26 protein-coding genes are annotated in these 23,913 nt (G+C 36.3%); 13 read left to right on the plus strand and 13 right to left on the minus strand.

Annotated elements, in window-relative coordinates; genetic code table 11:
* Positions 1 to 58 precede the first annotated feature (58 nt).
* Positions 59 to 1,489 (minus strand): glycoside hydrolase family 125 protein, encoded by a 1,431-nt coding sequence (locus tag H6W53_RS14770; RefSeq protein WP_185207881.1) that lies wholly within the window; start codon positions 1,487 to 1,489, stop codon positions 59 to 61.
* 202 nt (positions 1,490 to 1,691) lie between these two features.
* Here H6W53_RS14770 and pgi point away from each other — a divergent pair, with 202 nt between their 5' ends.
* From pgi to H6W53_RS14815, 9 genes are all read left to right on the plus strand, one after another.
* Entirely contained in the window at positions 1,692 to 3,332 is a 1,641-nt protein-coding gene (gene pgi, locus H6W53_RS14775; protein WP_185207883.1) for a glucose-6-phosphate isomerase, read from the plus strand.
* Between the two features lie 43 nt (positions 3,333 to 3,375).
* A complete protein-coding gene (locus H6W53_RS14780) occupies positions 3,376 to 3,594 on the plus strand; it encodes a hypothetical protein (RefSeq protein WP_087708215.1) in 219 nt (72 codons plus the stop codon).
* Complete coding sequence (locus tag H6W53_RS14785; protein WP_116096680.1) at positions 3,584 to 3,874, plus strand: type II toxin-antitoxin system RelE/ParE family toxin; 291 nt, start codon at positions 3,584 to 3,586, stop codon at positions 3,872 to 3,874. Before H6W53_RS14780 ends, H6W53_RS14785 begins: the two co-directional genes overlap by 11 nt.
* 29 nt (positions 3,875 to 3,903) lie before the next feature.
* Positions 3,904 to 4,788: a bifunctional 5,10-methylenetetrahydrofolate dehydrogenase/5,10-methenyltetrahydrofolate cyclohydrolase gene (locus tag H6W53_RS14790; protein WP_087708212.1), complete on the plus strand. Its 885-nt coding sequence runs from the start codon at positions 3,904 to 3,906 to the stop codon at positions 4,786 to 4,788.
* Positions 4,789 to 4,794: 6 nt separating this feature from the next.
* Positions 4,795 to 5,424: a 7-carboxy-7-deazaguanine synthase QueE gene (locus H6W53_RS14795; RefSeq protein ID WP_185207885.1), complete on the plus strand. Its 630-nt coding sequence runs from the start codon at positions 4,795 to 4,797 to the stop codon at positions 5,422 to 5,424.
* 42 nt (positions 5,425 to 5,466) lie between these two features.
* Complete coding sequence (locus H6W53_RS14800; protein ID WP_185207886.1) at positions 5,467 to 6,837, plus strand: exopolysaccharide biosynthesis polyprenyl glycosylphosphotransferase; 1,371 nt, start codon at positions 5,467 to 5,469, stop codon at positions 6,835 to 6,837.
* 106 nt (positions 6,838 to 6,943) lie between these two features.
* A complete protein-coding gene (locus H6W53_RS14805; protein WP_087708206.1) occupies positions 6,944 to 7,696 on the plus strand; it encodes an MlaE family ABC transporter permease in 753 nt (250 codons plus the stop codon).
* Positions 7,696 to 8,511 carry an ABC transporter ATP-binding protein gene (locus tag H6W53_RS14810; RefSeq protein WP_185207887.1) on the plus strand — a complete coding sequence of 272 codons (816 nt, stop codon included), beginning with the start codon at positions 7,696 to 7,698 and terminating at the stop codon, positions 8,509 to 8,511. Before H6W53_RS14805 ends, H6W53_RS14810 begins: the two co-directional genes overlap by 1 nt.
* A complete protein-coding gene (locus tag H6W53_RS14815) occupies positions 8,495 to 9,112 on the plus strand; it encodes an outer membrane beta-barrel protein (RefSeq protein WP_076393814.1) in 618 nt (205 codons plus the stop codon). Before H6W53_RS14810 ends, H6W53_RS14815 begins: the two co-directional genes overlap by 17 nt.
* 39 nt (positions 9,113 to 9,151) lie before the next feature.
* On the opposite strand, the gene H6W53_RS14820 is transcribed toward H6W53_RS14815, so the two are convergent.
* Both H6W53_RS14820 and H6W53_RS14825 read right to left on the minus strand, forming a co-directional pair.
* Positions 9,152 to 9,469, minus strand: coding sequence for a hypothetical protein (locus H6W53_RS14820; protein WP_076393815.1), 318 nt, complete (start codon positions 9,467 to 9,469; stop codon positions 9,152 to 9,154).
* 89 nt (positions 9,470 to 9,558) lie between these two features.
* Positions 9,559 to 10,365 (minus strand): M48 family metallopeptidase, encoded by an 807-nt coding sequence (locus tag H6W53_RS14825; protein ID WP_087708200.1) that lies wholly within the window; start codon positions 10,363 to 10,365, stop codon positions 9,559 to 9,561.
* 106 nt (positions 10,366 to 10,471) lie between these two features.
* On the opposite strand from H6W53_RS14825, the gene H6W53_RS14830 reads away from it, so the two are divergent.
* Positions 10,472 to 11,017, plus strand: a complete 546-nt coding sequence (locus H6W53_RS14830) for a DUF4251 domain-containing protein (RefSeq protein ID WP_185207888.1) — start codon at positions 10,472 to 10,474, stop codon at positions 11,015 to 11,017.
* 182 nt (positions 11,018 to 11,199) lie between these two features.
* Here the strand turns inward: H6W53_RS14830 and meaB are convergent, their stop codons facing one another.
* Entirely contained in the window at positions 11,200 to 12,231 is a 1,032-nt protein-coding gene (gene meaB / locus H6W53_RS14835; protein ID WP_410500769.1) for a methylmalonyl Co-A mutase-associated GTPase MeaB, read from the minus strand.
* Between the two features lie 386 nt (positions 12,232 to 12,617).
* Between meaB and H6W53_RS14840 the strand changes: the two genes are divergently transcribed.
* Positions 12,618 to 12,908, plus strand: a complete 291-nt coding sequence (locus H6W53_RS14840; protein ID WP_116096806.1) for a c-type cytochrome — start codon at positions 12,618 to 12,620, stop codon at positions 12,906 to 12,908.
* 21 nt (positions 12,909 to 12,929) lie between these two features.
* A complete protein-coding gene (locus H6W53_RS14845; RefSeq protein ID WP_087708196.1) occupies positions 12,930 to 13,220 on the plus strand; it encodes a cytochrome C in 291 nt (96 codons plus the stop codon).
* Between the two features lie 178 nt (positions 13,221 to 13,398).
* Here the strand turns inward: H6W53_RS14845 and H6W53_RS14850 are convergent, their stop codons facing one another.
* From H6W53_RS14850 to H6W53_RS14890, 9 genes are all read right to left on the minus strand, one after another.
* Positions 13,399 to 14,391, minus strand: coding sequence for an enolase C-terminal domain-like protein (locus H6W53_RS14850; protein ID WP_185207889.1), 993 nt, complete (start codon positions 14,389 to 14,391; stop codon positions 13,399 to 13,401).
* A 63-nt stretch (positions 14,392 to 14,454) separates the two neighbouring features.
* On the minus strand, positions 14,455 to 17,031 hold the full coding sequence (locus H6W53_RS14855; RefSeq protein ID WP_185207890.1) for a T9SS-dependent M36 family metallopeptidase: 2,577 nt from the start codon (positions 17,029 to 17,031) through the stop codon (positions 14,455 to 14,457).
* Positions 17,032 to 17,105: 74 nt separating this feature from the next.
* Positions 17,106 to 17,621, minus strand: a complete 516-nt coding sequence (locus H6W53_RS14860; protein WP_185207891.1) for a tetratricopeptide repeat protein — start codon at positions 17,619 to 17,621, stop codon at positions 17,106 to 17,108.
* Positions 17,608 to 18,306 carry a peptide chain release factor H gene (gene prfH, locus H6W53_RS14865; protein WP_185207893.1) on the minus strand — a complete coding sequence of 233 codons (699 nt, stop codon included), beginning with the start codon at positions 18,304 to 18,306 and terminating at the stop codon, positions 17,608 to 17,610. Before prfH ends, H6W53_RS14860 begins: the two co-directional genes overlap by 14 nt.
* A complete protein-coding gene (locus tag H6W53_RS14870; protein ID WP_185207894.1) occupies positions 18,285 to 18,872 on the minus strand; it encodes a hypothetical protein in 588 nt (195 codons plus the stop codon). The genes prfH and H6W53_RS14870 overlap by 22 nt, the downstream gene beginning before the upstream one ends.
* Before the next feature lie 6 nt (positions 18,873 to 18,878).
* Complete coding sequence (locus tag H6W53_RS14875; protein WP_185207895.1) at positions 18,879 to 19,424, minus strand: hypothetical protein; 546 nt, start codon at positions 19,422 to 19,424, stop codon at positions 18,879 to 18,881.
* An 87-nt stretch (positions 19,425 to 19,511) separates the two neighbouring features.
* Positions 19,512 to 20,903: an RtcB family protein gene (locus H6W53_RS14880; RefSeq protein ID WP_185207896.1), complete on the minus strand. Its 1,392-nt coding sequence runs from the start codon at positions 20,901 to 20,903 to the stop codon at positions 19,512 to 19,514.
* A gap of 10 nt (positions 20,904 to 20,913) precedes the next feature.
* A complete protein-coding gene (locus H6W53_RS14885) occupies positions 20,914 to 21,402 on the minus strand; it encodes a hypothetical protein (protein ID WP_185207897.1) in 489 nt (162 codons plus the stop codon).
* 35 nt (positions 21,403 to 21,437) lie between these two features.
* Positions 21,438 to 22,175, minus strand: a complete 738-nt coding sequence (locus H6W53_RS14890) for a hypothetical protein (protein ID WP_185207898.1) — start codon at positions 22,173 to 22,175, stop codon at positions 21,438 to 21,440.
* Between the two features lie 710 nt (positions 22,176 to 22,885).
* Here H6W53_RS14890 and H6W53_RS14895 point away from each other — a divergent pair.
* Positions 22,886 to 23,836, plus strand: coding sequence for a fasciclin domain-containing protein (locus H6W53_RS14895; RefSeq protein WP_185207899.1), 951 nt, complete (start codon positions 22,886 to 22,888; stop codon positions 23,834 to 23,836).
* The last annotated feature ends 77 nt before the right edge of the window (positions 23,837 to 23,913 follow it).

A 23,913-nucleotide genomic window follows, 5' to 3' on the forward strand; every position in this document is an offset into this window, starting at 1 on the left:
TCTATATATATTTTAAATTTTACAATAAACCTTCGGTAAATCCGGAGGTTTTTTATGTTTAAAACTTTCTTTTCAGGATTTCCGGTTTTGTTTTATAGAGATGAAGAATTAATTCTCCGAATAATGTATTTGCCCACGCAAACCATGATCTTGTAAAATCTTTCGGATTATCTACATCAAAAGATTCGTGGATAAATCCGGTTCCGGCATGAGTGGCTTTCAGCATTTTTAAGCAGGAAACAATTTCTTCGTTATCATCCGTTGTCAAAGCCTGCATAATCAAACCCAAAGGCCAGATTTTATGCTCTCCGATGTGCGGTCCGCCAATTCCTTTTGCAAATTTACCTTCGCTGAACCACGGATTCGCCTTGCTCAGAGAAAATTTTCGGGTATTTTCATAGATTTCGTCTTCTTTGGATCTGTAACCTAAATACGGAATGGATAATAAATTCGGGACATTGGCATCATCCATAAATAAAGCATTTCCGAAACCATCGATTTCCAAAGCATAAATTTTCCCAGCTTCCGGATGATTTAAAACTGCATATTTCTGAATGGCTTCATCCACTTCTTTAGCTAAATTTTTAAACTGAGCGGCGGTATTTTCATCATTAAAAAATTCTGAAAAAATTTCCGCAGTCTCCCTCAAAGAAACCACCGCAAACATATTGGAAGAAATTAAAAACGGATAAAAAGTCGCATCATCAGAAGGTCTGAACATCGAATGAATCAGTCCCACTTTCTTTGTAGGATTTCCATAACCTCCGGCAAATTGTGTGTCCAGAGGATTTCCGTTAGATCGCTGAAATTTATATGGTCCTTTTGAATCTTTTCGCTGCTGTTCTTTAAAAGTCTGCAAAATTAAAAGCATCGCTTTTTTCCAGTCGGAATCAAAAACGGAAGAATCTCCTGTTATTTTCCAATAATTGTAAGATAATCTCATGACATAGCAAAGTGAATCGATCTCCCATTTTCTTTCATGAATTCCGGGTTTCATTTGCGTTGAATCGTCCTTCCATTCGCTTATTTTGCTTGAATTATCAAAAAACGCGTTCGCATAAGGATCAAGAAGAACGCATTCAACCTGCTTATTAATGACGCCTTTCAGAAGATTTTTCAGTTTTTCATCTTCATTGGCAAGACTTAAATACGGATAAACCTGCGCGGAAGAATCCCGAAGCCACATCGCATCAATATCTCCTGTGATCACATACGTGTAAGGTTTATTGTTTTTCTGGTAAAATTTTACCGTGGTATCTAAAGTATTCGGAAAACAGTTTTCAAACATCCAAGCCAATTCTTCATCAGCAATTGATTTTTTGATGGTCTTAATGGTTTTCTCAACAGCTTCTGAAGTAAATTTTCTTTCGCTCAAGGGCGGTCTTTTAGAGACGTAATCGTTTGCAAACAAAAACCTTGCAGAAACAGGCAAAGCAAAAAATCCTACTCCCAAAGATGACTTTTTAATAAAATTTCTTCTGTTCAGCATGATGTCATGAAATATTATGCCTAAAAATAAGCATTTTAAATTTTAAAAAATTCATTTGTTACTCAACATACATTTGATTTTTAATCATCCATTAATACGATTGAACTAAAATTCCGTAAATTTGCAAATCAATAATTTTACATGAGGATTTGGAATTCAACAATCCTGAATCCGAAGTCACAAAACCTTAATTTCTAAAGATATGCTATCAAAAATAAATCCTACTCAAACCAATAGCTGGAAAGCACTTGACGAACAATTTGCGAATAATGATTTCGATTTAAGAAGCCTTTTCCAGTATAATCCGAATCGTTTCAATGAATTTTCAATCAAAAGACCTAATTTTTTGTTTGATTATTCTAAAAATTTAATCGATTCCAAAACAAAAAATCTACTTTTAAATCTTGCAGAAGAATGCGAATTGAAAGATGCGATTTCCAAAATGTTTTCGGGAGATAAAATTAACGAAACGGAAGGAAGAGCAGTTTTGCACACTGCTTTGAGGGATTTTTCAGATAAAGAAATTCTGGTTGACGGCGAAAATATCAAGCCTCAGATCAAAAGAGTACTGGATCATATGAAATCTTTTTCCGAAAGCATTATTTCGGGAGATCACAAAGGTTTTACCGGAAAAGAAATTACAGATGTGGTAAACATCGGAATCGGAGGTTCAGACTTGGGTCCTGTGATGGTCGTTTCAGCTTTGAAGCATTTTAAAACAAGGTTAAACGTTCATTTTGTTTCCAATGTAGACGGAAATCATCTGGCGGAAACTGTGAAAACTTTAAATCCTGAAACCACTTTATTTATCATTGCTTCCAAGACATTTACCACTCAGGAAACAATGACGAATGCCAATTCAGCCAAAGACTGGTTCTTAAAAGCGGGAAAACAGGAAGATGTGGCAAAACATTTTGTCGCTTTATCTACTAACGTACAGGCAGTTAAAGACTTCGGAATTGCAGAGGAAAACATATTCGAGTTCTGGGATTGGGTTGGTGGAAGATATTCGCTTTGGAGTGCAATCGGCTTAAGTATCGTTCTTGCAGTGGGTTATGAAAATTTTGAACAATTATTAAGAGGAGCTTACGATACAGACCAACATTTCCAGACGGCAGATTTTGGAGAAAATATTCCTGTTTTAATGGGGCTGATCGGAATATGGTACAGAAACTTCTATGCAGCAACCACTCATGCAATCCTTCCATACTCGCAATATTTAGACCGTTTTCCTGCTTATTTCCAGCAGGGTGATATGGAAAGTAACGGAAAATGTGTGGACAGAAACGGGGAATTTGTAGAATATGAGACAGGACCGATCATTTGGGGAGAGCCGGGAACAAACGGACAGCACGCTTTCTATCAGTTGATTCACCAAGGAACAGAATTGATTCCCGCGGATTTTATTGCGTATGCGAAAAGTCCGAATAAAGTTTCTGACCATCAGGATAAATTGTTGGCTAACTTTTTCGCTCAGACTGAAGCACTTGCCTTCGGAAAAACGGAAGAAGAAGTTGAGGAAGAATTAAGAAATTCAGGAAAATCTGATGAGGAAATTGATTTCTTGTTAAACTATAAAGTCTTCCACGGAAACACACCAACTAACTCAATATTATTCAACGAATTAACTCCTTTTTCATTAGGACAGTTAATTGCGTTATATGAGCATAAAATTTTCGTTCAGGGTGTGATTTGGAATATTTTCAGTTTTGACCAGTTCGGTGTGGAATTAGGAAAAGTTTTAGCGAATAAAATTTTACCAGAACTTGAAAGCAATGAAACAGTTAGTGCTCATGATTCTTCAACCAACGGATTGATTAATTATTATAAAGCAAACAAATAAATTATTGCTGATTTTCGTTAATTTTGATAAAAAATACAAAGATATGAGTACCATTACCATCCATCTTAAAAATAAAGAAGAAGAAACTTTAATGGAAAATCTTTTGAAAAAGATGAAAATCAGCTTTGAAAAAAATGAGGATGATTTTGAGCTGACGGATGAAATGAAAAGGGTAATTGATGAAGCCTTAAAGCAAGACAGATCACAATCGGTAGATGCATTCGAATCGTTAAAGAGAATTTCCGAAAAGTATGGCATTTAAAATTTTGGTTTCTCCAATTGCAAACAATAATATTGATGACGCCATTAAATATTATAAAATGCAATCTCAATCTGCAGCTAAGAGTTTTAAGAAAAAATTATTGGACGCTTATAAATCTTTGCAAATAAATCCTTTTTTCGCAGTAAAATATAAAGATGTAAGAGCAATTCCTTTAAAGAAACTGCCTTATTTAGTTTTATTTGATGTAGATGAAAAAGAAAAAATCGTAAATATTCTCTCCGTTTTCTGCACCCACCAAAATCCGGAAAAATATCCATAAAAAATCTAATAAAAAGTAATAAAGTAAAAATGGCACAAATTCTTGACGGATTAAAAGTATCCAAAGAAATAAAACAGGAAATCAAAGCTGAAGTAGAAAAAATTCTTGCCAACAAGAGAAGAGCGCCGCATTTGGTAGCGATTCTTGTAGGAAACAACGGGGCGAGTAAGGCTTACGTAAATGCAAAGGTGAAAGATTGTGAAGAGGTTGGATTTCAGTCGAGCTTAATTAAATTTCCAAGCACGGTTTCAGAATCAGAATTATTGGAAAAGATCGATGAATTAAATAAGTCGAAAGCAGTAGACGGATTTATCGTTCAGTTGCCTTTACCAAAGCAGATTGATCAGGAAAAAATCATCAACGCAATTGATCCGAGAAAAGATGTTGACGGTTTCCACCCTGAAAATTTCGGGAAAATGGCATTGGAAATGGATACGTTTTTACCGGCAACACCGTTTGGAATTTTAACCTTACTGGAAAGATACAATATTGAAACAAAAGGTAAAGACTGTGTCATCATCGGAAGAAGTAAAATTGTAGGAAGACCTATGAGTATTTTAATGGGAAGAAAAGATTTCCCGGGAAATTCTACGGTAACGTTAACGCACTCTTACACTAAAGACATCGAAGAATATACTAAAAAAGCAGACATCGTAATTACCGCTTTAGGCGATCCTCATTTCTTAAAAGGTGAAATGATTAAAGACGGAGCTGTAATTGTGGACGTTGGTATTACAAGAGTAGACGACGATTCTCCGAAAGGATACTATTTGGCAGGTGATGTAGATTTCGATAGCTGTGCAGCAAAAGCAAGCTGGATCACGCCGGTTCCGGGAGGAGTAGGACCTATGACAAGAGCGATGCTGATGAAAAACACCATCATTGCTTATAAAACTTCGGTCTATAACGACTAATTTAAAATGAATTTAACAGAAGAAATATTATTAAAAGAAGGTAAAATGCTCCCTGTAATGGAGCATTTTTACACTCTTCAGGGAGAAGGAGCGCACACCGGAAAAGCAGCCTATTTCATCAGATTAGGCGGTTGCGATGTCGGATGCCATTGGTGTGATGTAAAAGAAAGCTGGGATCCTAATCTGCACCCGTTAATGAATGCAGAAGAGATTGCCGAAAACGCAGCTAAACACTGTAAAACGATTGTTTTGACGGGCGGTGAACCTTTAATGTGGAATCTTGATATTTTAACCGGAAAGTTAAAAGAATTAGGCTGTTCTATTCATATCGAAACTTCGGGAGCTTATCCGATGAGCGGACAAATCGACTGGATTACGCTTTCGCCAAAGAAAACAGGCCTTCCGAAAGAAGAAATTTATACCAAAGCGCATGAGCTTAAAGTGATCGTTTTCAATAACAATGATTTTAAATTTGCAGAGGAACAGGCCGCAAAAGTTTCGGAAAACTGTACTTTGTATCTTCAGAGCGAATGGAGCAAAAGAGATGAAATGTATCCTAAGATTACTGACTTTATTTTAGAAAATCCGGAGTGGAGAGCTTCAGTTCAGACCCATAAGTACCTGAATATCCCATAAAAAATATGTAACTTAGCCTTTCGTATCCGTAATTGCCTATAGATGCAGAGAATTCGATACTCCAGATACCTGAAATCGATCATCGTTTTGCTTGACCTTATGGTTATTGCATCTATTTTTATATTCTTTTTCCTGAGCAGAAATGAAAGCTTAAAATACAATCAGGAAACATGGTATCAGAATTTATTTTCTCTGGCTTTATTATTTCTGTTCTGGATGCTTCTCAGCGGCAGAACAAAGATTTATAATATTCCGAGAAACCTTACTTATACCTTATTTTTAGAAAGGCTTTTAATTCATTTTTTGCTGTTTATTCTCGGCGTTTTACTCATCGGAAAAGTCAGTTATAATGTATTTTTCAATTCGGATATTTACTGGCTTTCGTTTTACCTGTTCTTCTTTATTTTCCTTGCGAAATCTTTAATCTATTTTGGAATTAAATACTTCAGAAGTCTCGGAATCAACCACAGGAATGTCATGTTCCTGAGCGAAAACAGCTCTACAGAAGTTTTAAAGAATATTTTAAAGGAGAGAAGAGATTACGGGTATAAAATTTTCGACTATCAAAATGCAGAAATCAATGCTGAGGAACTGATTGATTTCTGGAAGACAAACGGAATTCATACCTTATTTATTCCGACCGAAAATATATACAACGAAAAACAGGAAAGAGAGATTTTCAGATTAGCAGAAGCCAACAAAGTGCATATTTCCCTGATTCCGAGTATTGTTCAGAATAATTTTTTTCTGTATGATATTGGGTATATTCAGACACAGCCTGTCCTCAATCAGGCAAAATATCCTTTAGATTATCATTCTAATTTCCTACTGAAAAGAACTTTCGATGTTATTTTTTCAGTAATTGTTTTAGTGGGAATCTGTTCTTGGCTTTTTCCGATCATTGCAATATTAATCCGTTCATCTTCCAAAGGTCCGGTTTTTTTCATTCAGGAAAGATATGGTTTCCACGAAGAAGTTTTCAGATGCATTAAATTCAGAACAATGATTGTAAATGAAGAATCTTCTACTAAAACCACTTCGGAAAATGATTCCAGAATTACCAAAATCGGGAAGTTTTTACGAAAAACCAGTCTTGATGAAATGCCACAGTTTCTGAATGTTTTGAAAGGTGAAATGTCCATTGTAGGACCGCGACCGCATATGTTGGCTGTAGACGATTATTACAAACCTAAAATCGGAAGATACAGTTTAAGGAGCCTTGTAAGTCCCGGAATAACAGGTCTTGCACAGGTAAACGGACTTCGCGGCGATGCCGGAGATGTGGAAGTGGAAATGAACAAAAGGGTTTTGGCAGATGCGTTCTATGTAAGAAACTGGAGTTTTGTTCTGGATCTTGTCATTATTTTAAAAACGATTTTATTGGTGGTAGGCGGAGATAAAAATGCAAAATAACATTTTTTGGTCTACATTATGATATACTAAATTTAATATTAAAACGGAGCTTCAGTCTTGGTCTTAAGTTTAATTTAATTCAATAAAAAAAGTCTAATTTAGCAGAATGTTAAAAAAGTTTTTTACAGCAGTCGGAGAATACATTCTTCTTCTTGGTAAATCTATTCAGAAGCCTCAGAAAATGAGGGTTTTCTGGAAGCTGTTCATGAGAGAAATCAACGATCTGGGCGTCAACTCTTTTGGATTGGTGATTTTTACTTCAATATTCGTGGGAGCTGTTGTTGCAATACAGATGTTCAACAATTTCGATGCTTCTTCGTTTCCGATTCCTCCTTCTTTCGTAGGATATGCTACGAAAGCAGTTCTGGTACTGGAATTTTCCCCAACAATTATCAGTCTTATCCTTGCAGGAAAAGTAGGTTCTTATATTGCATCAAGTATTGGAACAATGAGGGTTTCCGAGCAGATCGACGCTTTGGACATTATGGGGGTAAACTCTCCCAACTTCCTGATTTTCCCTAAAATTATTGCCTGCGTTATATTCAATCCTTTGCTTATTGCCATCAGTATTGTTTTTGGTATCGGAGGTGGATATGTTGCCGGGATTTTAACAGGAAACTGGACAACCAATGATTATGTGGTGGGTATCCAAATGTATATGCCTAATCTTTTCATTTATTATGCATTTACCAAAACCATTGTTTTCGCCTTCATCATTGCAACGGTTCCGTCTTATTTCGGATATAATGTAAAAGGAGGATCATTGGAAGTAGGTAGAGCAAGTACGCAGGCGGTAGTCTGGACGATGGTGTTTATTATCCTTTCGGAATTATTATTAACCCAATTAATTTTAAGCTGATGATTGAGGTAAAAGATCTTAAAAAGAGTTTTGATCAGGTAGAAGTACTGAAAGGGATTTCAACTACGTTTGATAAAGGAAAAGTAAATTTAATTATCGGACAGAGTGGTTCTGGAAAAACGGTATTTCTGAAAAGTTTACTGAATGTGTATCAGCCGACATCGGGAGAAATTTTATTCGACGGAAGGGACATCAATACGATGACCAGAGAAGAAAAGCAGCATCTTCGTTCAGAAATCGGAACTGTATTTCAGGGAAGTGCTTTATTCGACTCATTAACGGTGGAAGAAAATATTATGTTTCCGCTAGATATGTTCACGAATTTAACTTTCAGAGAAAAGAAAAAAAGGGTTTTTGATGTTATCGGAAGAGTGCATCTGGATAAAGCCAACCGAAAATTTCCATCTGAAATTTCCGGAGGGATGCAGAAACGTGTGGCAATTGCAAGAGCTATAGTCAACAATCCGAAATATCTTTTCTGTGATGAGCCGAACTCCGGACTGGATCCTTATACATCGAACGTCATCGATGATCTTTTGCTTGAAATTACCAAAGAATATAACACAACAACAATTATCAATACCCACGATATGAATTCGGTAATGACGATTGGGGAAAAAATTGTCTATCTGAGACTGGGAATTAAAGAATGGGAAGGAAATAAAGACGTCCTGATTACGGCGGGCAATAAAAACCTTATTGATTTCGTTTATTCATCAGAGTTATTTAAAGAACTGAGAGAATATCTGCTTGAGAATAATAAAACTATTGATAATACCATTACAAAAATAGAAGATAATGAAAAAGGCACTTAGTATCGCATTAATAGGTTTTTCTATGTTTGCTTCTGCACAAATTTCCCTTGCAGGAAAAGCAAATTTAATTTTTCCTACGGGATCTCCTTCATGGAAAAACATTAAAGGAACAGTAAACCAGGCAATTGAAGGAGAAGGTAAAAATAATGTAGGCTTCAATATTGGTCTTTCTTTAAAAGCGAATCTTCCTGCATCGTTCTTTCTAATGCCGGAATTGTATTATACGACTTTTAAAAGTGATTTTACAGATCCTGCATCCAATACCACTTTCGATATTAAAAACAACCGTCTGGACTTACCTGTATTAATCGGACATAAAGTTTTAGGTGACTTTTTAGGGGTGTATGTAGGTCCTGTTGCAAGTTATAATTTAAGCAAAGAAGATACTTTTAACGATTTTCAGGAAAATGCAAAAGACAATTTTACAGTAGGCTATCAATTCGGGGCACAGCTTGAAATTAAAAAGTTTCTTGTCAATGCCAAATATGAAGGAGCTTTCAGTAAAGATTCCAGAAACTTTATTAATAAAGTTTCCGGTCAGGAAATCAGATACGATAACAGACCTAACTTATTTATGGTAGGTGTAGGATATAAATTTTAACTGTCGAAAATAACAACTGATAAAAAAATCCTCAAATCATTAGATTTGAGGATTTTGATTTTCACGACTGCGAAGTTCTGCTTCACGTCTTGCAATTTCTGCAGCCTGCTGTTCAAGATCTTCCTTATCTTTCTGCAACTGCTTAAATTCTTTTCTTTTCTGCTCGGCTTTTATGGCACTTCCTTTACTTACATATCCTACCATTCCGCCGATAATTAAACCGATTCCAATCCCTCCTAAGATTCCCATAATGTGAGACATCTGAAGATCGTTAATGGTAAAATTATTAGACGTTAGATAAAACAGCAGAATAGATAAGGCTAAAAGAACAAGCCCGATAATGGTTAAATTTTTCATAGTGCTGTGTTTAAGTGTTTAATTAAAAAGCCCCATCAAATCTATTAAAATTCAACAAGGCTTTTACTCAAGATTAAAATTCTTTATGATTACATTCTTCCTCCTGCAGCCTTATAATATTCTAAAGCTTTAGGCAAGTTTTTATTAATATCTGATATTCTTGTTTCAGGATTCGGGTGTGTGGAAAGGAATTCCGGCTGTCTTGCTCCGGTAGATGCAGCTTCCATTCTGTTCCAGAAAGGGATTGCTTCTCTTGGATCGTAACCTGCCATTCCCATTAGATATAATCCCATCTGATCTGCTTCAGACTCCTGATTTCTTCCGTATTTCAATAAAGCAACCTGAGATCCAATTGGGTAAACCTGCTGGAAAACACTTGCCCACTGAGAATTGGAAATAGATCCTCCCAGAATCTGTCCGCCATATTGTGCGATCATAGCCTGAGAAATTCTTTCGTTTCCGTGTCCTGCCAATGCGTGAGAAACTTCATGTCCCATTACTACAGCTAAACCATTTTCATTTTTTGTAACCGGTAAAATTCCTGTATAAACAGCAACTTTTCCGCCCGGCATACACCATGCATTAAGTTCGTTGCTCTGAAGAAGATTAAACTCCCAATTGTAGTTCGCAAGATCCGCAGAACGCCCGATTTGCTGATAATATCTTTCGGCAGCAGATTTTATTCTGGAACCTACGCTTACCACTCTTTTCGCATCTGCAGTTCCGGAAATCACTTTAGATTTTCCTAATGTTGTTTTGTATTCCTGAGCAGACATGGTCATAATTTCCGAGTTATTTGCAAGCTGCAGCGAAGATCTTCCCGTAATCGGGTTCGTTGTACAGGCAGCAACCGACAGAGCCAAAGCTCCTATTCCAAAAATGTGTTTTATTTTCATAGTGCGAGTGTATAAGTTCAACCTTTACAATTTTTGTTCCAAAATAATTTTAAACAATATATTTGCATATAATTTGCTATATAAATTTAACAATTATTTTAGTATTATGAAAAAGTATATTTCGATTATATTTGTTTTTGGATTTCTGATGATCTTCCAAAACTGCTCTTCTCAAACCGCTACGGATCCTTCCGCTGTAACAGCACTTGTGAATTCCGAAGACTTCTCGTTTCATGCAGAAAGAGCCACGCCCACCAATTACGACGTTATTAATGTGATGGGTTCTCTTCCCAACGCTACAGCGTCGAGAATTCTTGATCTTTCGGGAAGCAATTATTCTATTGATCTGAGAAAAGATAAGCTTGAGGTTGTATTGCCTTATTTCGGAAGAGTTTTTAATCCTACTTACGGAAATACGACCCAAAACAGTTACAGATTTACTTCAAAAGATTTTACGGTGACAAAGTCTCAGGGAAAAAAGGGAAAATGGATCGTGAAAATTAAAGTGCATGACCAAAGTTCCGTTGATGAAATCAATATGGAGGTTTTCAAAAACGGAAAGGCTTTTACTTCCATCAGAAGCAACGACAGACAACCGATTTCTTATGACGGATATATTACGAAAAATGAAGAGGAGAAAGAAAAGCTTTAATTGAAATTTGATTGTCCGTTTATTAACCTAAAGCTTCAACAGGCTCAGCTTGACATCGCTAGAAATCAAGCGTTTAGTATTAGAGGTGTCACACTGAGCTTGTCGAAGTGCCTGTTATAAATAATTAACTTTCATATCAGTAGAAAGTAATAGGTTGTTTAACGGATATTCAAAAATTAAAATTATTCTTTAAACAAAAATTTATCTACAAATAGTTTTGCTTCGGTACTTGGATTTGAAATCATGGCTGAAGCATTTTTTTTGTGCAGAAGATATGCTTCTTCCACGGAATTATTTTTTTTCATCACAGAAAGAATATATTCCTGAACCCAATATTCAAAACGTTTTTCTGCCTGTTGGATTCTTACCTCTTCGAAACGGTTGGTTTTCTTTTTAAGATTAATAAAATCATTAATTTTTTCAAAAACATCATTCAGACCTTCATTGCTTAAAGCAGACCCCAGTAAAACAGGAACTTTCCAGTCTTTTTCTTTTGGTGGAATAAAATCTAGGGCTCTTTTCAGTTCCAGTCTTGTATTTTTGGCTTTCTGAAGGTTGTCCTGATCGACTTTATTGATGAAAATAACATCCACCATTTCCATGATTCCGCGTTTGATGCCCTGAAGTTCGTCTCCGCCGCCAATGATTTTTAAGAATAAAAAGACATCCGTAATATCGGCAACCAAAACTTCAGACTGTCCTACTCCAACGGTTTCTATTAAAATATAATCGTAACCTGCTGCTTCGCAGATCATCATGGTTTCGAAAGTTGTATTCGCCACTCCGCCCAGAAATCCGGAACTCGGGGAAGGTCGGATAAATGCATTTTCTTCTTTGGCAAGTTCTTCCATGCGGGTTTTATCGCCCAAAATGCTTCCTTTATTGATGGCTGAACTCGGATCGATGGCTAAAACTGCCACTTTTTTGCCATTGGCAATGGCAAGTCTTCCGAAATTTTCAATGAAAGTTGATTTTCCGGCTCCCGGAACGCCCGTCACTCCTACTCTGGTTGAGTTTCCGGTAAAAGACATGATCTGTTTGAGGAGTTCTTCTGCCTGTATTCTGTGTTCGGCTTTTTTACTTTCAACTAATGTTATGGCTTTTGCGATCAGGCGTTTGTTTCCCGATCTTATTCCTTCTATTAGTTCTTCTGTAGAAAATTTCATTGTTTCAAAAATAAGGATTAAAGAGTGAATGGTCAATAGTGAATTCATTTCATTTGTCAATTTTTTTAATGCTGAAAATTGACTTTTTTCTTACAAAACCTGCAGTTGGAATTTGAAGGAAAATTCTATGAATTGATGACTGGACAACTAGCCCCGATTGACGCGACATCCTTTTTTTGTAAGGGAAAAAGTAATGGCAAAAAAAGATATAGCAGAAAGCGGGATTAAGCTTCTAAAACTGTAATGATAAAATTGTTTTTAATCACCATTCAAATGTAGTGAGAATTTTCGCTCATTTTAAAAATTCACAATTTACAAGTGAAACGGATTTCACGATTCACACTACTATTATTTGTATTTCTTCTAAATTATGTGCAATTTCATCAATGGAAACGGTAATTTCCTACATTTGTTTGAATAAACAGTTAAAAAACATGAAAAAACTTATCGCTGTAGCATCATTTGCTGCCGTTTTACTGGCATCCTGCACTCCAAAAGCTTCAACAGCAACTGCTCCTGTAGCTTCCACTTCTACAGCAGAACAAATTGCACAAGGAAAAACAATTTTCGAAAACTCTTGCGGAAGATGTCACAAATTACCGGATCCGGCTTCCCACACTTCTGTTCAGTGGGTTGGAATTATGAATTCTATGGCTCCGAAAGCAAAACTGACCGATGAGCAGCATCAGTGGGTGTACGATTATATCGTATCTGTAAAAAAATAAATCACAACAAAAAATAGTAATATGAAAAAATTGATTTTAGGTATGACGTTAGCTTCTGCAGCAGTCGCTGTATCGTGCGGACCAAAAAGTGTAGCGGTAACCGGACCAAAATATACCTCATCCGAACAATTGGCACAGGGAAAAACCATCTTCGAAAATTCCTGCAACAGATGCCACAAATTGCCGGATCCTGCAAAACACGACGATCAGGGCTGGATAAAAACATTAAGCAGAATGGCTCCGAAAGCGAAATTATCGGAAGATCAGCATCAAATGGTTTATGATTATCTGATTTCAGCAAACAAAAAATAGGCTTCTTTTGAAGTCTATTTTTGTTTTTGGTTCTTCTTTATATTTTTAACACAAAAAGCGCAAAGTTTTTTGATTTCTAATCTGTTTATTTTTCGTTCGCAATGGCGTTTCACTCTGCGAATGAAAGCACTGAGTGAAAAAACTGATAAGCAAATCGGATTGACGATTTATCGTTCACTTATTTAATCATAATTCCTAAACCTGGTTTTGAAGATAAACTAATTTTTCCGTTTTTAACGAAACTTCCTGTCGCATAGTCATTTGAAATTAAATTCGCTCCGTCCAAATCGGCATAATCTACCATTCCTGTTAAATTACAGGCTGCGGAAATTCCCACGGTAGATTCCGTCATACAGCCAATCATAATTTTGTAATTCAATGCTCTTGCTTTTCTGATCATTTCTAAAGCAGGGGTTAATCCGCCACATTTCATTAATTTGATGTTGATGCTTTTATAATAGGGAATTAATTTGTCTAAAGAATCCAAATTCTGACAATCTTCATCTGCCATCCAGTTTGCAAAAGATTTTTTTTCTAAAATTCTATAATTGTCAATTGGTCTTGGCTGTTCCAGATAAGAAAACTTCTGAACCTCATCATTTTCCTGAAGCCAGATACAATCTTCATCCGTAAAACTTGCATTGGAATCAAGAGCGATATGTCTGTTAAGTTTTAATAATTTTTCAAAGTTGTTTTTATTTAAACCTTTGCATTTCACTTTGAATTTATTCCATGAACTTTTTTCGATTTTTTCAATCTGGTGATTTATTTCACCGACAGAAATGGTGATGGAACTTTCAACTAAATGATCTGATGGAAGGTTATTTAATTCAATAAAGCTTTTATTTTCCAGTTTGCCGAAAAGATCCCAATAAGCGCAATCTAATGCGGAAAGTAAAAACGGATGCAGATTTAAATTCAACAAATATTTAAAAAATTCTTCCGGATGAATAATTTTACAGTTTTGAATCTGAGACTGAATTTCTTTTAACTGTAAAACAAATCTCTGAAGATCAATCTTATAATAATCGATCGCCACACATTCTCCGTAACCTTTGCAATTCTGATGAGATAATTCTATGAGCAAAGCTTCTCTTTTATCATAGTTCCCGTAAGCAATTGAAAATGTTTCTTTTAAATATAATGGTCTGCGTTCAAATCTTAATTCCATTATTAAATGTACAAAAAAGGAAGCCTAAATGACTTCCTTCTTAAAATTATTTGATTGAATAATTTATCTAACAATCAGTTTTTCTGTCTGAGTTTTTTCACCCTGTCTGATGTTTACCATATACACTCCTTTTTGTAATCCTCTGGTTGAAAATGCCTTTTTGGAAGTGTTTTCACGCGTATCGGAGAATACTAATTTTCCTGACATATCGAAAAGTTTTACCTTAACATCTTCCTTGGATTTATCAATATTTCCTACAAAGAATTCATCATAGGTAGGATTTGGAAAAACGACATATTTTGTTTCTGCATTTCCGGCTTCCTGTGTTGCCAGTACAATATCACATTCTGCAGGATAGGTAAAACTTTCTACCTGATCTGTTCCTACGGTTTTGCTTCCGGCAGAAGCTGCTGTTCCCAAGCCTCTTTTAGCAAAGGCTTTCCAGATCATACATTTGTCTGCTCCTCCTGTTTTAACCTGATCTGCCTGAAGAATGGCATCTCTTCCGTCAATAAATGTAGGACTGCAGGCCTGAAGTTTCAGCCCGTCCATTACCAATTGTAAAATTCTGGCATTTCCTGAATTCGGATTGGCTAAAACATCACTGTTATACCCATATTTCTCTACATATTTCCACGTAAGATCCCAAAGCATGGAAGTCCATACAAATCCTATAGAGTGAGGATTTCCAGTCATAGAATTAGTATTGTTATACGTATATCCGTTTACTGTAAAGTCCGGTGAATATTTTGCAGGTCTGATTCCGTTTCCTGTTGTTGCCTGTTCTGCAACATAGGTTGCCATTCCTCTCGCAAGAGAAGATGTATCTCCCGGTCTGGTCGTAAGCATCAATGCAAAGTAGTCTGACCATCCTTCTCCCATCTGTTCGGTAGAGTTGGTAGAAGACAGACAACTGTAGCCCTGTCCCGTCAGTCTGTTGGAAATTCCATGACCGTATTCATGAATAACAACACCATTATCTAAACTTGAATGTTTAAATCCGTTAAAATCATTAATCAAAGTTGCGTTGATGGTATTTCCTCCGGAAACCTGTGCTACTAAAAATTCGCCTTCAGTTTTCCCCATATTAATTGAAGGGATAGTAACCTGATCTCCATAGGTTCCGGCTCCCATTGTTGCGGGTGTATCTGTACTTGGTCTGTAAACAATAACACCTACTGCACCTGCATTCTGAGCGTTTAGAACTTTAAGGCTGTATTCGCAGGTAGTACTGGTTACAACAGCAATTTTTCCTGTAAGACTTCCTGCTGCGGGTTGTGTACATGCATCCGCCGGCGAAGAAACTGCGAGATCTCCTGTTACGGATTGACCTTCAAACAACAAAGGTCCAAAAGATGCTGCACCTGTTAAAACTTTTGGACGACTTGCGACGGCAGAGGGAGAATTATACTGATAACGTGAAATAGGATCTGCGCTTGTCTGTGCTCTTGACCAAAGATACATCTGCATTCTTGGCGCAAGAAGGTAAGTGGTTCCGCTGATTACCGTTTCATATCCTGAACTGAAATTGGCGTTATTCAGTCCGCTTCCGTCGAACGCTTCTGCATTTACTGCATCTCCGCTAATTCCTCCGTTTCCAAAATTATTTGTTTGAAAATTTCTTGCCGATTCTGTGAATCCAAATTTATAAAATACATCATGAATCTTATTATTTAAATAAAAAAGATTGGTAATGGCTGCATCTTTATGCGTAAAAGGATTGATGTATCTTCCTTCTGCATATGTGAAATCAAAATTTCTTGAAGCTCCGCCGTCCGGAGAATATCCCGGTGTATTTGCATTTGCCTGATCCGAGTATGCGTACACATTATTTCCTCTTGTATTGGTATAGCTTGCTGTACCTGTAGAATGCCATCCTTCTGGTGACGCCGTGAGATCCCAAGGATTGTTTACAACAGAGCGGGATCCGAAACTTGGTGCTTCTACTGGTAGAGGAAAAACATTATAAGAGGCATTAGACGGAACCAATAATGAAGTCGTTTTCTGAGAATCTGAACTTTCCGTTGTAAATTTTACAGGTTCTGAATAAGAATTCTCTTCACCGCTTTCGTTATGATCAAAATTACAGCTTACCGTAAGATTGTCTTTAGTAAGTATTTCTCCGGTGGAAGCATCTGCAATTACGTGCCATACATCTGAAGATTTCTTATCTGAAACAAAAATCTCTTTTGCCAGTACCAATACATTATTTTTGTCAAAATAAACGTCCGGCAGGTATTCTGTTTTTAATATTTCCTGCAGGTTTAAGTTTTGCTTCAGTGTTTCTTCGGGAATTCTTTCTTTTGAACTTCCCTGATTTCCGATAACAATCTCTTTTTTGAAATCATTTTTTTCAGAGATTATTTTTTCATCTTTTATCAGAACTTTACCTAAAGCATTGTACACACGAAGACCGTTGTAAGTCTGCTGTACATTTACAATATTTACTCCAAGACTTTTGGAATTATCTTCATTGAGAATAATAAATCCGAGCTTATTATCAAAACTATTTTTCTGAGTAAGCTGTGCATTTTTTTTATAGTAATCCTGAATCAGTGATTTAGAATTTTGCGCATTTACTGTACTGTAAGCGAACATCACCGCTACAGAGAGTGGTATATAAAATATATTTTTATTCATGTGATTGATTTTAAGCAAATCTAAGATTTTTTATGAATGGCTGTCAAAAAAATATATTATGTTAAAAAGGAGACTTATTTCGTCTCCTTCGCTTTTTTCATCTTCTTTTTCTTCGGCATTTTCGATTTGATGAATTTCTTTCGGTCTTTCACCACATTCAGGCTGTATTCTGTAAAACAGTATTTTGCAGATTCATCCAGAAATTTCAAAGAATTGGCAAAACTTCCTCTTTTTTCGGAAAGTAAAGCTCTGTAAAACCATAATGTACACCGGTCAATTCCTTTGATTTTTAAAGAATAATCAATCAGTTTTTCTGCTTCGTGATAATCTTCATTATCCAGAAGACATTTAATATAATATTGCGGTGTATTAAGATTCGTTACGTCACACTGCATGGCTTCTTCAAAGTACAGCTTTGCCTTTTCATAATCGGATAACATTTCGCTGTATATTCTTCCCATCAGACAAAGACTGTCTGCGTCTTCAGGATCATAAGACAACGCATAGTTTAATGCTTCGAGACACTCCGGCAAACTGTACGGATAATTGTCTAAAGCCTCAAAATAGTATTTATTTTTAGTTAAGGTCATTGTTATAGTTTTTTAATTCATTTTTGAGCTGACTTCTCTGTTTTTTAAACGATTTGTCTTCATAATTCTTTTTAAAGTCGGTTCCGGAAAATGTACGGATCGGATTTCCACGCTGAACATTCAGATGATTGTTCCATGTTTCCTGCATTCTTTTTTGAAGCTGAATGATATTCTGTTCCAATACTTTTCCTTTTAATCTTGTGATGGAAAGTTTTTTATTTTCCAACTGTGAACGCGAATCCTGAACGAAAACACTTTGTCCTGTCGGAATGTGTGTTGCGCGAACTGCCGTATTCACTTTGTTTACATTTTGTCCGCCGCTTCCCTGACTTCTGGTTGTCTGAAACTGAATGTCCTTTTCATTAAAATTGATTTTCTCCAATCCTTCCAGTTCAAAAACGCCGATAAACCAATTGCTTCTTTTATGCAGTTTCCGGAAGGTGCTTTTCCCAATCCAGCAAATGCTTCCTAACCAATTATCTAAAAATTCATTAAGATTTTTTGACTGTAAAAGCAAAGTCACCGATTTCAAAGTAAGGTTTTCATCGCCATTTTCACGGTGAATAATTTCGTAATCTAAATTGTTATCTTTTGCCTCTTGAAGAAAATGTTTCAGAACTTTTGCCACCACCCATTGGCATTCTAAAGGTCCTCTTCCTGAGGTTATTTGTATGAGTTTTTCCATTTTTGTAAAATTTTTAAAATTGCCTCTCTGTTTTTGGCCTCTTTAATAAATGTCGGTAATCTTTCTACCATTCGCATTCTGTAAGGTAATCTTGTTCTTAAATCTGATGAAACATAATTTTCCATTTCCAACAGATGCTCTCTGTTTCTCGCCCAGAATAATTTCCTTTTAAAATCTGCCTGAAAATAATACGGACAACCGAAAACAGGATCGTGAATTAAACCTTCTTCTTTGGGAAAAGAATTCAGATACTTTTCAGTTTTTGGCTGAATTTGAAATTGAGAATCACATGCATCACATTTTACATTACTGATTTTAGGCTTTTCTTTTAAATTGCCTTGCTCATAACGAATGGGATGTGCACAAATCGGGCAGTAAAGATTGACAAAAGCTTTGTACACCAAAAGATCTAATGCATTCTTCTGTAAATCGCAATGTCTGCACTTCAGAATTGCCTGTTTATAATTGTGTTCATTTTCCACGACAGCATCTTCACCGCAATCCGGACAGACTACGAGAAGGTTTTCGTAATATCTGAAATGTTCCTGTTTGTATGTTTTTTTCATCTCAATCTATTTTGGCATTTCACTTAATTTCGGATGACCGATAGGATCAATCTTTTTTTCCAGTAAATCTTTTGCAGCCATAACTGCCCAACATTTATCGCTGGAATGAATGTTTCTGTAGAACGTGAGCAAAACTTCAGGCTTTACGACGGTAAATCCGTTAGCTTCAACAGTTTCAAGATCATTTCTTTCAAAGAAATCGATTGTGATCCTGTGGAATTTTCCGTTTTCCAGCTCAACTGTTTTCTCATATCTTCGGAAATTCTCTTCGCTCTGAAGATGATCGTACCTTGTCCAGACTTTCTGAAAACGTTGCTGTTGAAGGATTATCACAACTTCTGCTACATTCTCTTTTTTTACAAATACATCAATATCCTTATGGTCGTGCGCGTGTTTGTATTCCGTATGCCCGATTTCAGACATAAAATGCCACGCCCAACCTCCTGAAATAATAATTTTATCTTTTAATTTTTCTAAAATTTCGAGTCCGCTTTGAATCCTAAATTCCGGCCAGACTTCACCGTATCTTTTTATATTATGTGGTGCTCCCATTTCTTTTGTTTTTTGTTGTCGGTTGATGGTTGTCAGTTGATGGCGTTAAAAATTCTAACAACCATCAACCAAAAACTAACAACCATTTTACTTATCCATCCTTACAATTCTCGGTTGGAAAGTTCCCAGAATATCCACCAGTTCGCTTTGCGCGTTCATCACTTCGTTGATGTCTTTGTACGCCATTGGTGCTTCTTCTGCATTTCCGCCCATTAAGATGACATTCTTTAATTTTAATTCTTTTTTAATATCATTTTGAGTAAAAAGGCTTCTGCATTCGCCTCTTGAATGGGCTCTTCCGGCTCCGTGAGAAGCGGAATTCAGAGAATCCGGATTTCCTTTTCCACGGACGATAAATCCTTTTGCCGTCATGGAACCGGGAATCATTCCCAATTCGTTTTCATTTGCGGGAGTTGCTCCTTTTCGGTGAACGATTACTTCTTTTCCGTTGTGGATTTCTTTCCATGCAAAATTGTGATGGTTTTCGATCTTTGCTTTTACTCTTCCTCCGACTGCTTTTACAAGTCTTCTGTGAATATCGTCATGACAGGCAGAAGCGTAATCTCCCGCCAGATTCATTGCGGTCCAATATTCTAATCCGAGATGAGTATTCAGATCCAGCCACGCAAATTGTTGAGCTTCTTTCGGCAACGGACACTGTTCTGCCGCAACTCTGGAATAATACTGGGCGATTTCTGCTCCCAATCCACGCGAACCACTGTGCGAAAGAATTCCGAGGTATTTTCCTTTCGGAAGCCCGATCTGTTCGTCTTCTTCCGTAATTTCCACTTCTCCGAATTCCACAAAGTGATTTCCGCCGCCGGAGGTTCCCATCTGTTTGATGGCTTTTCCTTTTAATCTTCTTAAAATCGGAATGAGATCAAACGTATCTCTGTCGAAAATTTCGTGGTCGATGTGAGATTTGTGTATTTCGTACATTCCGAATTTGGTATGTTCAGCAAGCGCTTTTTCGTATTTATCTCTTGCGCCTTCAAGATATGAAATGGGCGTATCCAAAATACTGAGACTCATTCGGCAACCAATATCCATCCCGACTCCGTAAGGAATTACAGCATTTTCTACCGCGAGAACGCCTCCGATCGGAAGTCCGTATCCGCTGTGCGCATCGGGCATCAATGCTCCCTGTGTTGAAATTGGAAGCTTGAGCGCGGTGTATAATTGATTTTTGGCTTCATCTGAAATATTGTTTCCGAAAATGTTGAATGTCGCCCTATGTGTATTGAGCATCCTCTTTTCAGTTTTCTTGGATGAAAGCAAAGCTTCTGCAATCTGTCCGAAGGTTAAATCTTTTTCAAAGTTTTCGGGATTCACCAGAATATCTTTTAGAATAGATTTGACGTGATGGATGTTTTTTGTGGCAAAGTTCCTTTTCATCACTTCCAAAGCGATGTTGACACTCTGGTTGTTTGGATAGCCTAATTTTAATATATCTTTTCCTTTAAGTTTTAAATTTCCCATTGTTTTTGTTTTAATTGTCTTCCCAAATGACAAGGCATTTTTTTTCCTGCCAGAATTTTTCTAAGGTCATATTGGGATTTCCTGTTACTTTAATGGTAAGAGGACTAAGTCTTACACTGAGTTTGTGTGATCTGGTTCCATAGGTTCCTATGTCTACCATCTCGTTGCCCAAAAGCGTAAGATTTTTGTTTTTTAAATATTGATAAATTGCAGGAAGCTGTAAATCTGTTCCTCCCGTCATTTCTGCATGTGGATTCCGTAAGGCTTTGGCTGTATGAATAAGCTCCTGTAAATCATTCGGATGATTTTCAAAATGTTCTTCATAACTTTTGTAATAGATGGTTTCCAAAGCATCTTCCTGTGCTACAAATTCATTGCTTATAAAATATCCGATCTGCCAGTTTTCGCCATATTTACGGTTCCAATCCTGCTGTCTTTTCTGCTGCTGTTTTATATTTCCTGCTTTTCCTATTTTTCTTTCTGCAACTTTCCAGGTCATGCTTACTTTTGTTGTTTAATGATTTATCTGAAAAATTAAAATTCTCCGTCTGTAAATATTTCTGCGAGATCTTCTGCGGAGATCTTATAATTAAAATATTTTCTCACGTTAGTTTTCCTTTTGTATTTATCCCTCCATTTATTGGGTTTCCCATAAATGGTTTTTTGAATAATTCCTATTACTTTGTGCTGATTTAAATAGGAGTCTAATGCATTATACTCTCTTTCCAAATCCTCATCTAAAGGTTTATAGTGGGTAATGATATTCGGTTTTACTCTCAATACAAATCTCCACGGCTCAATGAATTCATAATATTCTTTAATCAGTCTATTATTATGAGCGTAATATTCTCTTTTTACAAAATACTGCCTTTCGCGTTCCGTTAAACCAAATGTCGGATTGTTCCATTCCCAGAGAAGAACGTTTGCGGTTTTCTGTTCTTTTTCCACGTAAATTCTTCGTCCTAATTTTCTTTTCTTTTTTAGAAATTTTCGGGTGTCGGAGTACATTTCCGTATTGATTTTCTTTAAAAAATTTTCGAAAAAATCGCCGTCTTTAGAACGTTTTACATCATCTCTTACAACAAAGAATCTTACAAATCCTTTCTGATAAGGTTTTTCCAGCGGAATGAGCGGAGTATTTCTTCTTAATTTCCAGACTTCTTTATGACGTTTATATTTTTTAAGTATTTGTTTTTCTACATCTTTTCTTATGATTCTTTTTCTGCTCCTAAGAGTTCTTATCCGGGAATGCAGAAGGTTATCTTTTTCCATTAATTTAGCATTAGAAGTGAGGTTCAGAAATTTTATTTTCTAAACTTCATATTACATTTCGCCAGGCAAAATATTGGCTGACCTTATCTAAACCTCATAGGTTTTAAAAACCTATGAGGTTTCTATGAGGTTTCTTCAATGGATTTTTCTAGCCCAGATTGCAGCGGCATCCTTTTTTGTTGCGACCGGAGCGAAGCGCAGGTCGTAACTAAAAAGATACAGCGGAAAGCTGGAAATAGCTTCAGATAAAAAATGATCTGCTATCTGAAAAAATCCTAATTTCAAAAAAAGATTTTCGGGGAAACTGTTTTGAGTTTGAAATATTGCGCAATAAAAAACCCGAAATCTCTACGACTTCGGGTGATATTTCATTGTACTGTTATTCTAAGAGTGTACCAAACCACGAAGCCTCGCCTTTGCAAAAGGCAATCCTACTGTTGAAAGCTGATTGGATATGAACATTGCTTCGTTGTTTTTAAATGGTTAAACTTTATTTTACATTGCAAATATATACATTTTTCTGAATATCAAAATTATTTTTTAGTTTTTTTATTAAATCTGTAATTCTTTTTTAATCGAAACTCCTTTTTTCACCTATCTCTTTTTATGATCTAAAAGATAAACTGATAAAAAAGTAAATTTATTTTACTAAAATAAATAAAAAGGTATAATATTTGCCTATAAGATTTTACATCTTAACAAATAATATTATGAGAAATTTCATTAAACCTCTACTCTTTTCAGGAGTTGCTATGCTTAGTATTATCTCCTGCGATGACAATGACGACAACATGATGACTGAGAAAACAACTTATGAACTGGTTTCTTCAGACAGTAACTTAAGCAGTTTAAAAGCTGCCATTGACAAAGCAGGTCTTTCTGCTACTCTAAACCAAAGCGGAACGTTTACACTATTCGCCCCAACAAATGCCGCTTTTGCAACTTTTTTACAAACAAATGGATATGCAAGTCTTAATGACGTTCCTACGGCGGCATTAAAAACTTTGCTGATGAACCACGTTTTGAATTCTGAAGTAAAAGCCGCAGCAATTTCTACCGGCTATGTTTCTACTCTTGCTATGGGATCTGCTTCTTCCACAAGACCGATCAGTATGTTTATCAATACGAATGGCGGTGTAAAAATTAATGGGGTATCGAATGTTGTTGCCACAGATATTGATGCCAACAACGGAGTAATTCATAAAGTAGATGCGGTAATCGGTTTGCCAACTATTGTTACTCATGCAACGGCAAATCCTCAGTTTACGTCTTTGGTTTCTGCTCTTACAAGAAGTGATATGCCGAATTTTGTTGGAATTTTAAGCGGAACTGCCAATTCTCCGTTTACGGTTTTCGCACCTACCAACACAGCATTTTCTTCTTTGCTAACAGAAATCGGAGCGGCTAATCTTGCAGCCATTCCAAAAACGACTTTGGAAAATACTTTGAAATACCACGTAGTTACAGGCGCCAATGTAGGATCTAATAATCTCACAAACAATATGATGGTTCCAACTTTCCAGGGCGGAAGTTTTAAGATTACCACAACAGGCGGTGCAAAAATTACAGATAACAACAACAGAGTTTCTAATATTATTGTAACCGACGTACAATGCAGCAACGGAATTATCCATGCAATTGATAAAGTTTTGCTACCCTAATTGTTTTTTTTTCATATAATATTTAGCAAAATAGGCTGCCTCATTTCTGAAGCAGCCTATTTATTGTATTTTTTAGC

This window comes from Chryseobacterium sp. C3, from assembly GCF_014218905.1.
Taxonomy (GTDB): domain Bacteria; phylum Bacteroidota; class Bacteroidia; order Flavobacteriales; family Weeksellaceae; genus Chryseobacterium; species Chryseobacterium mucoviscidosis.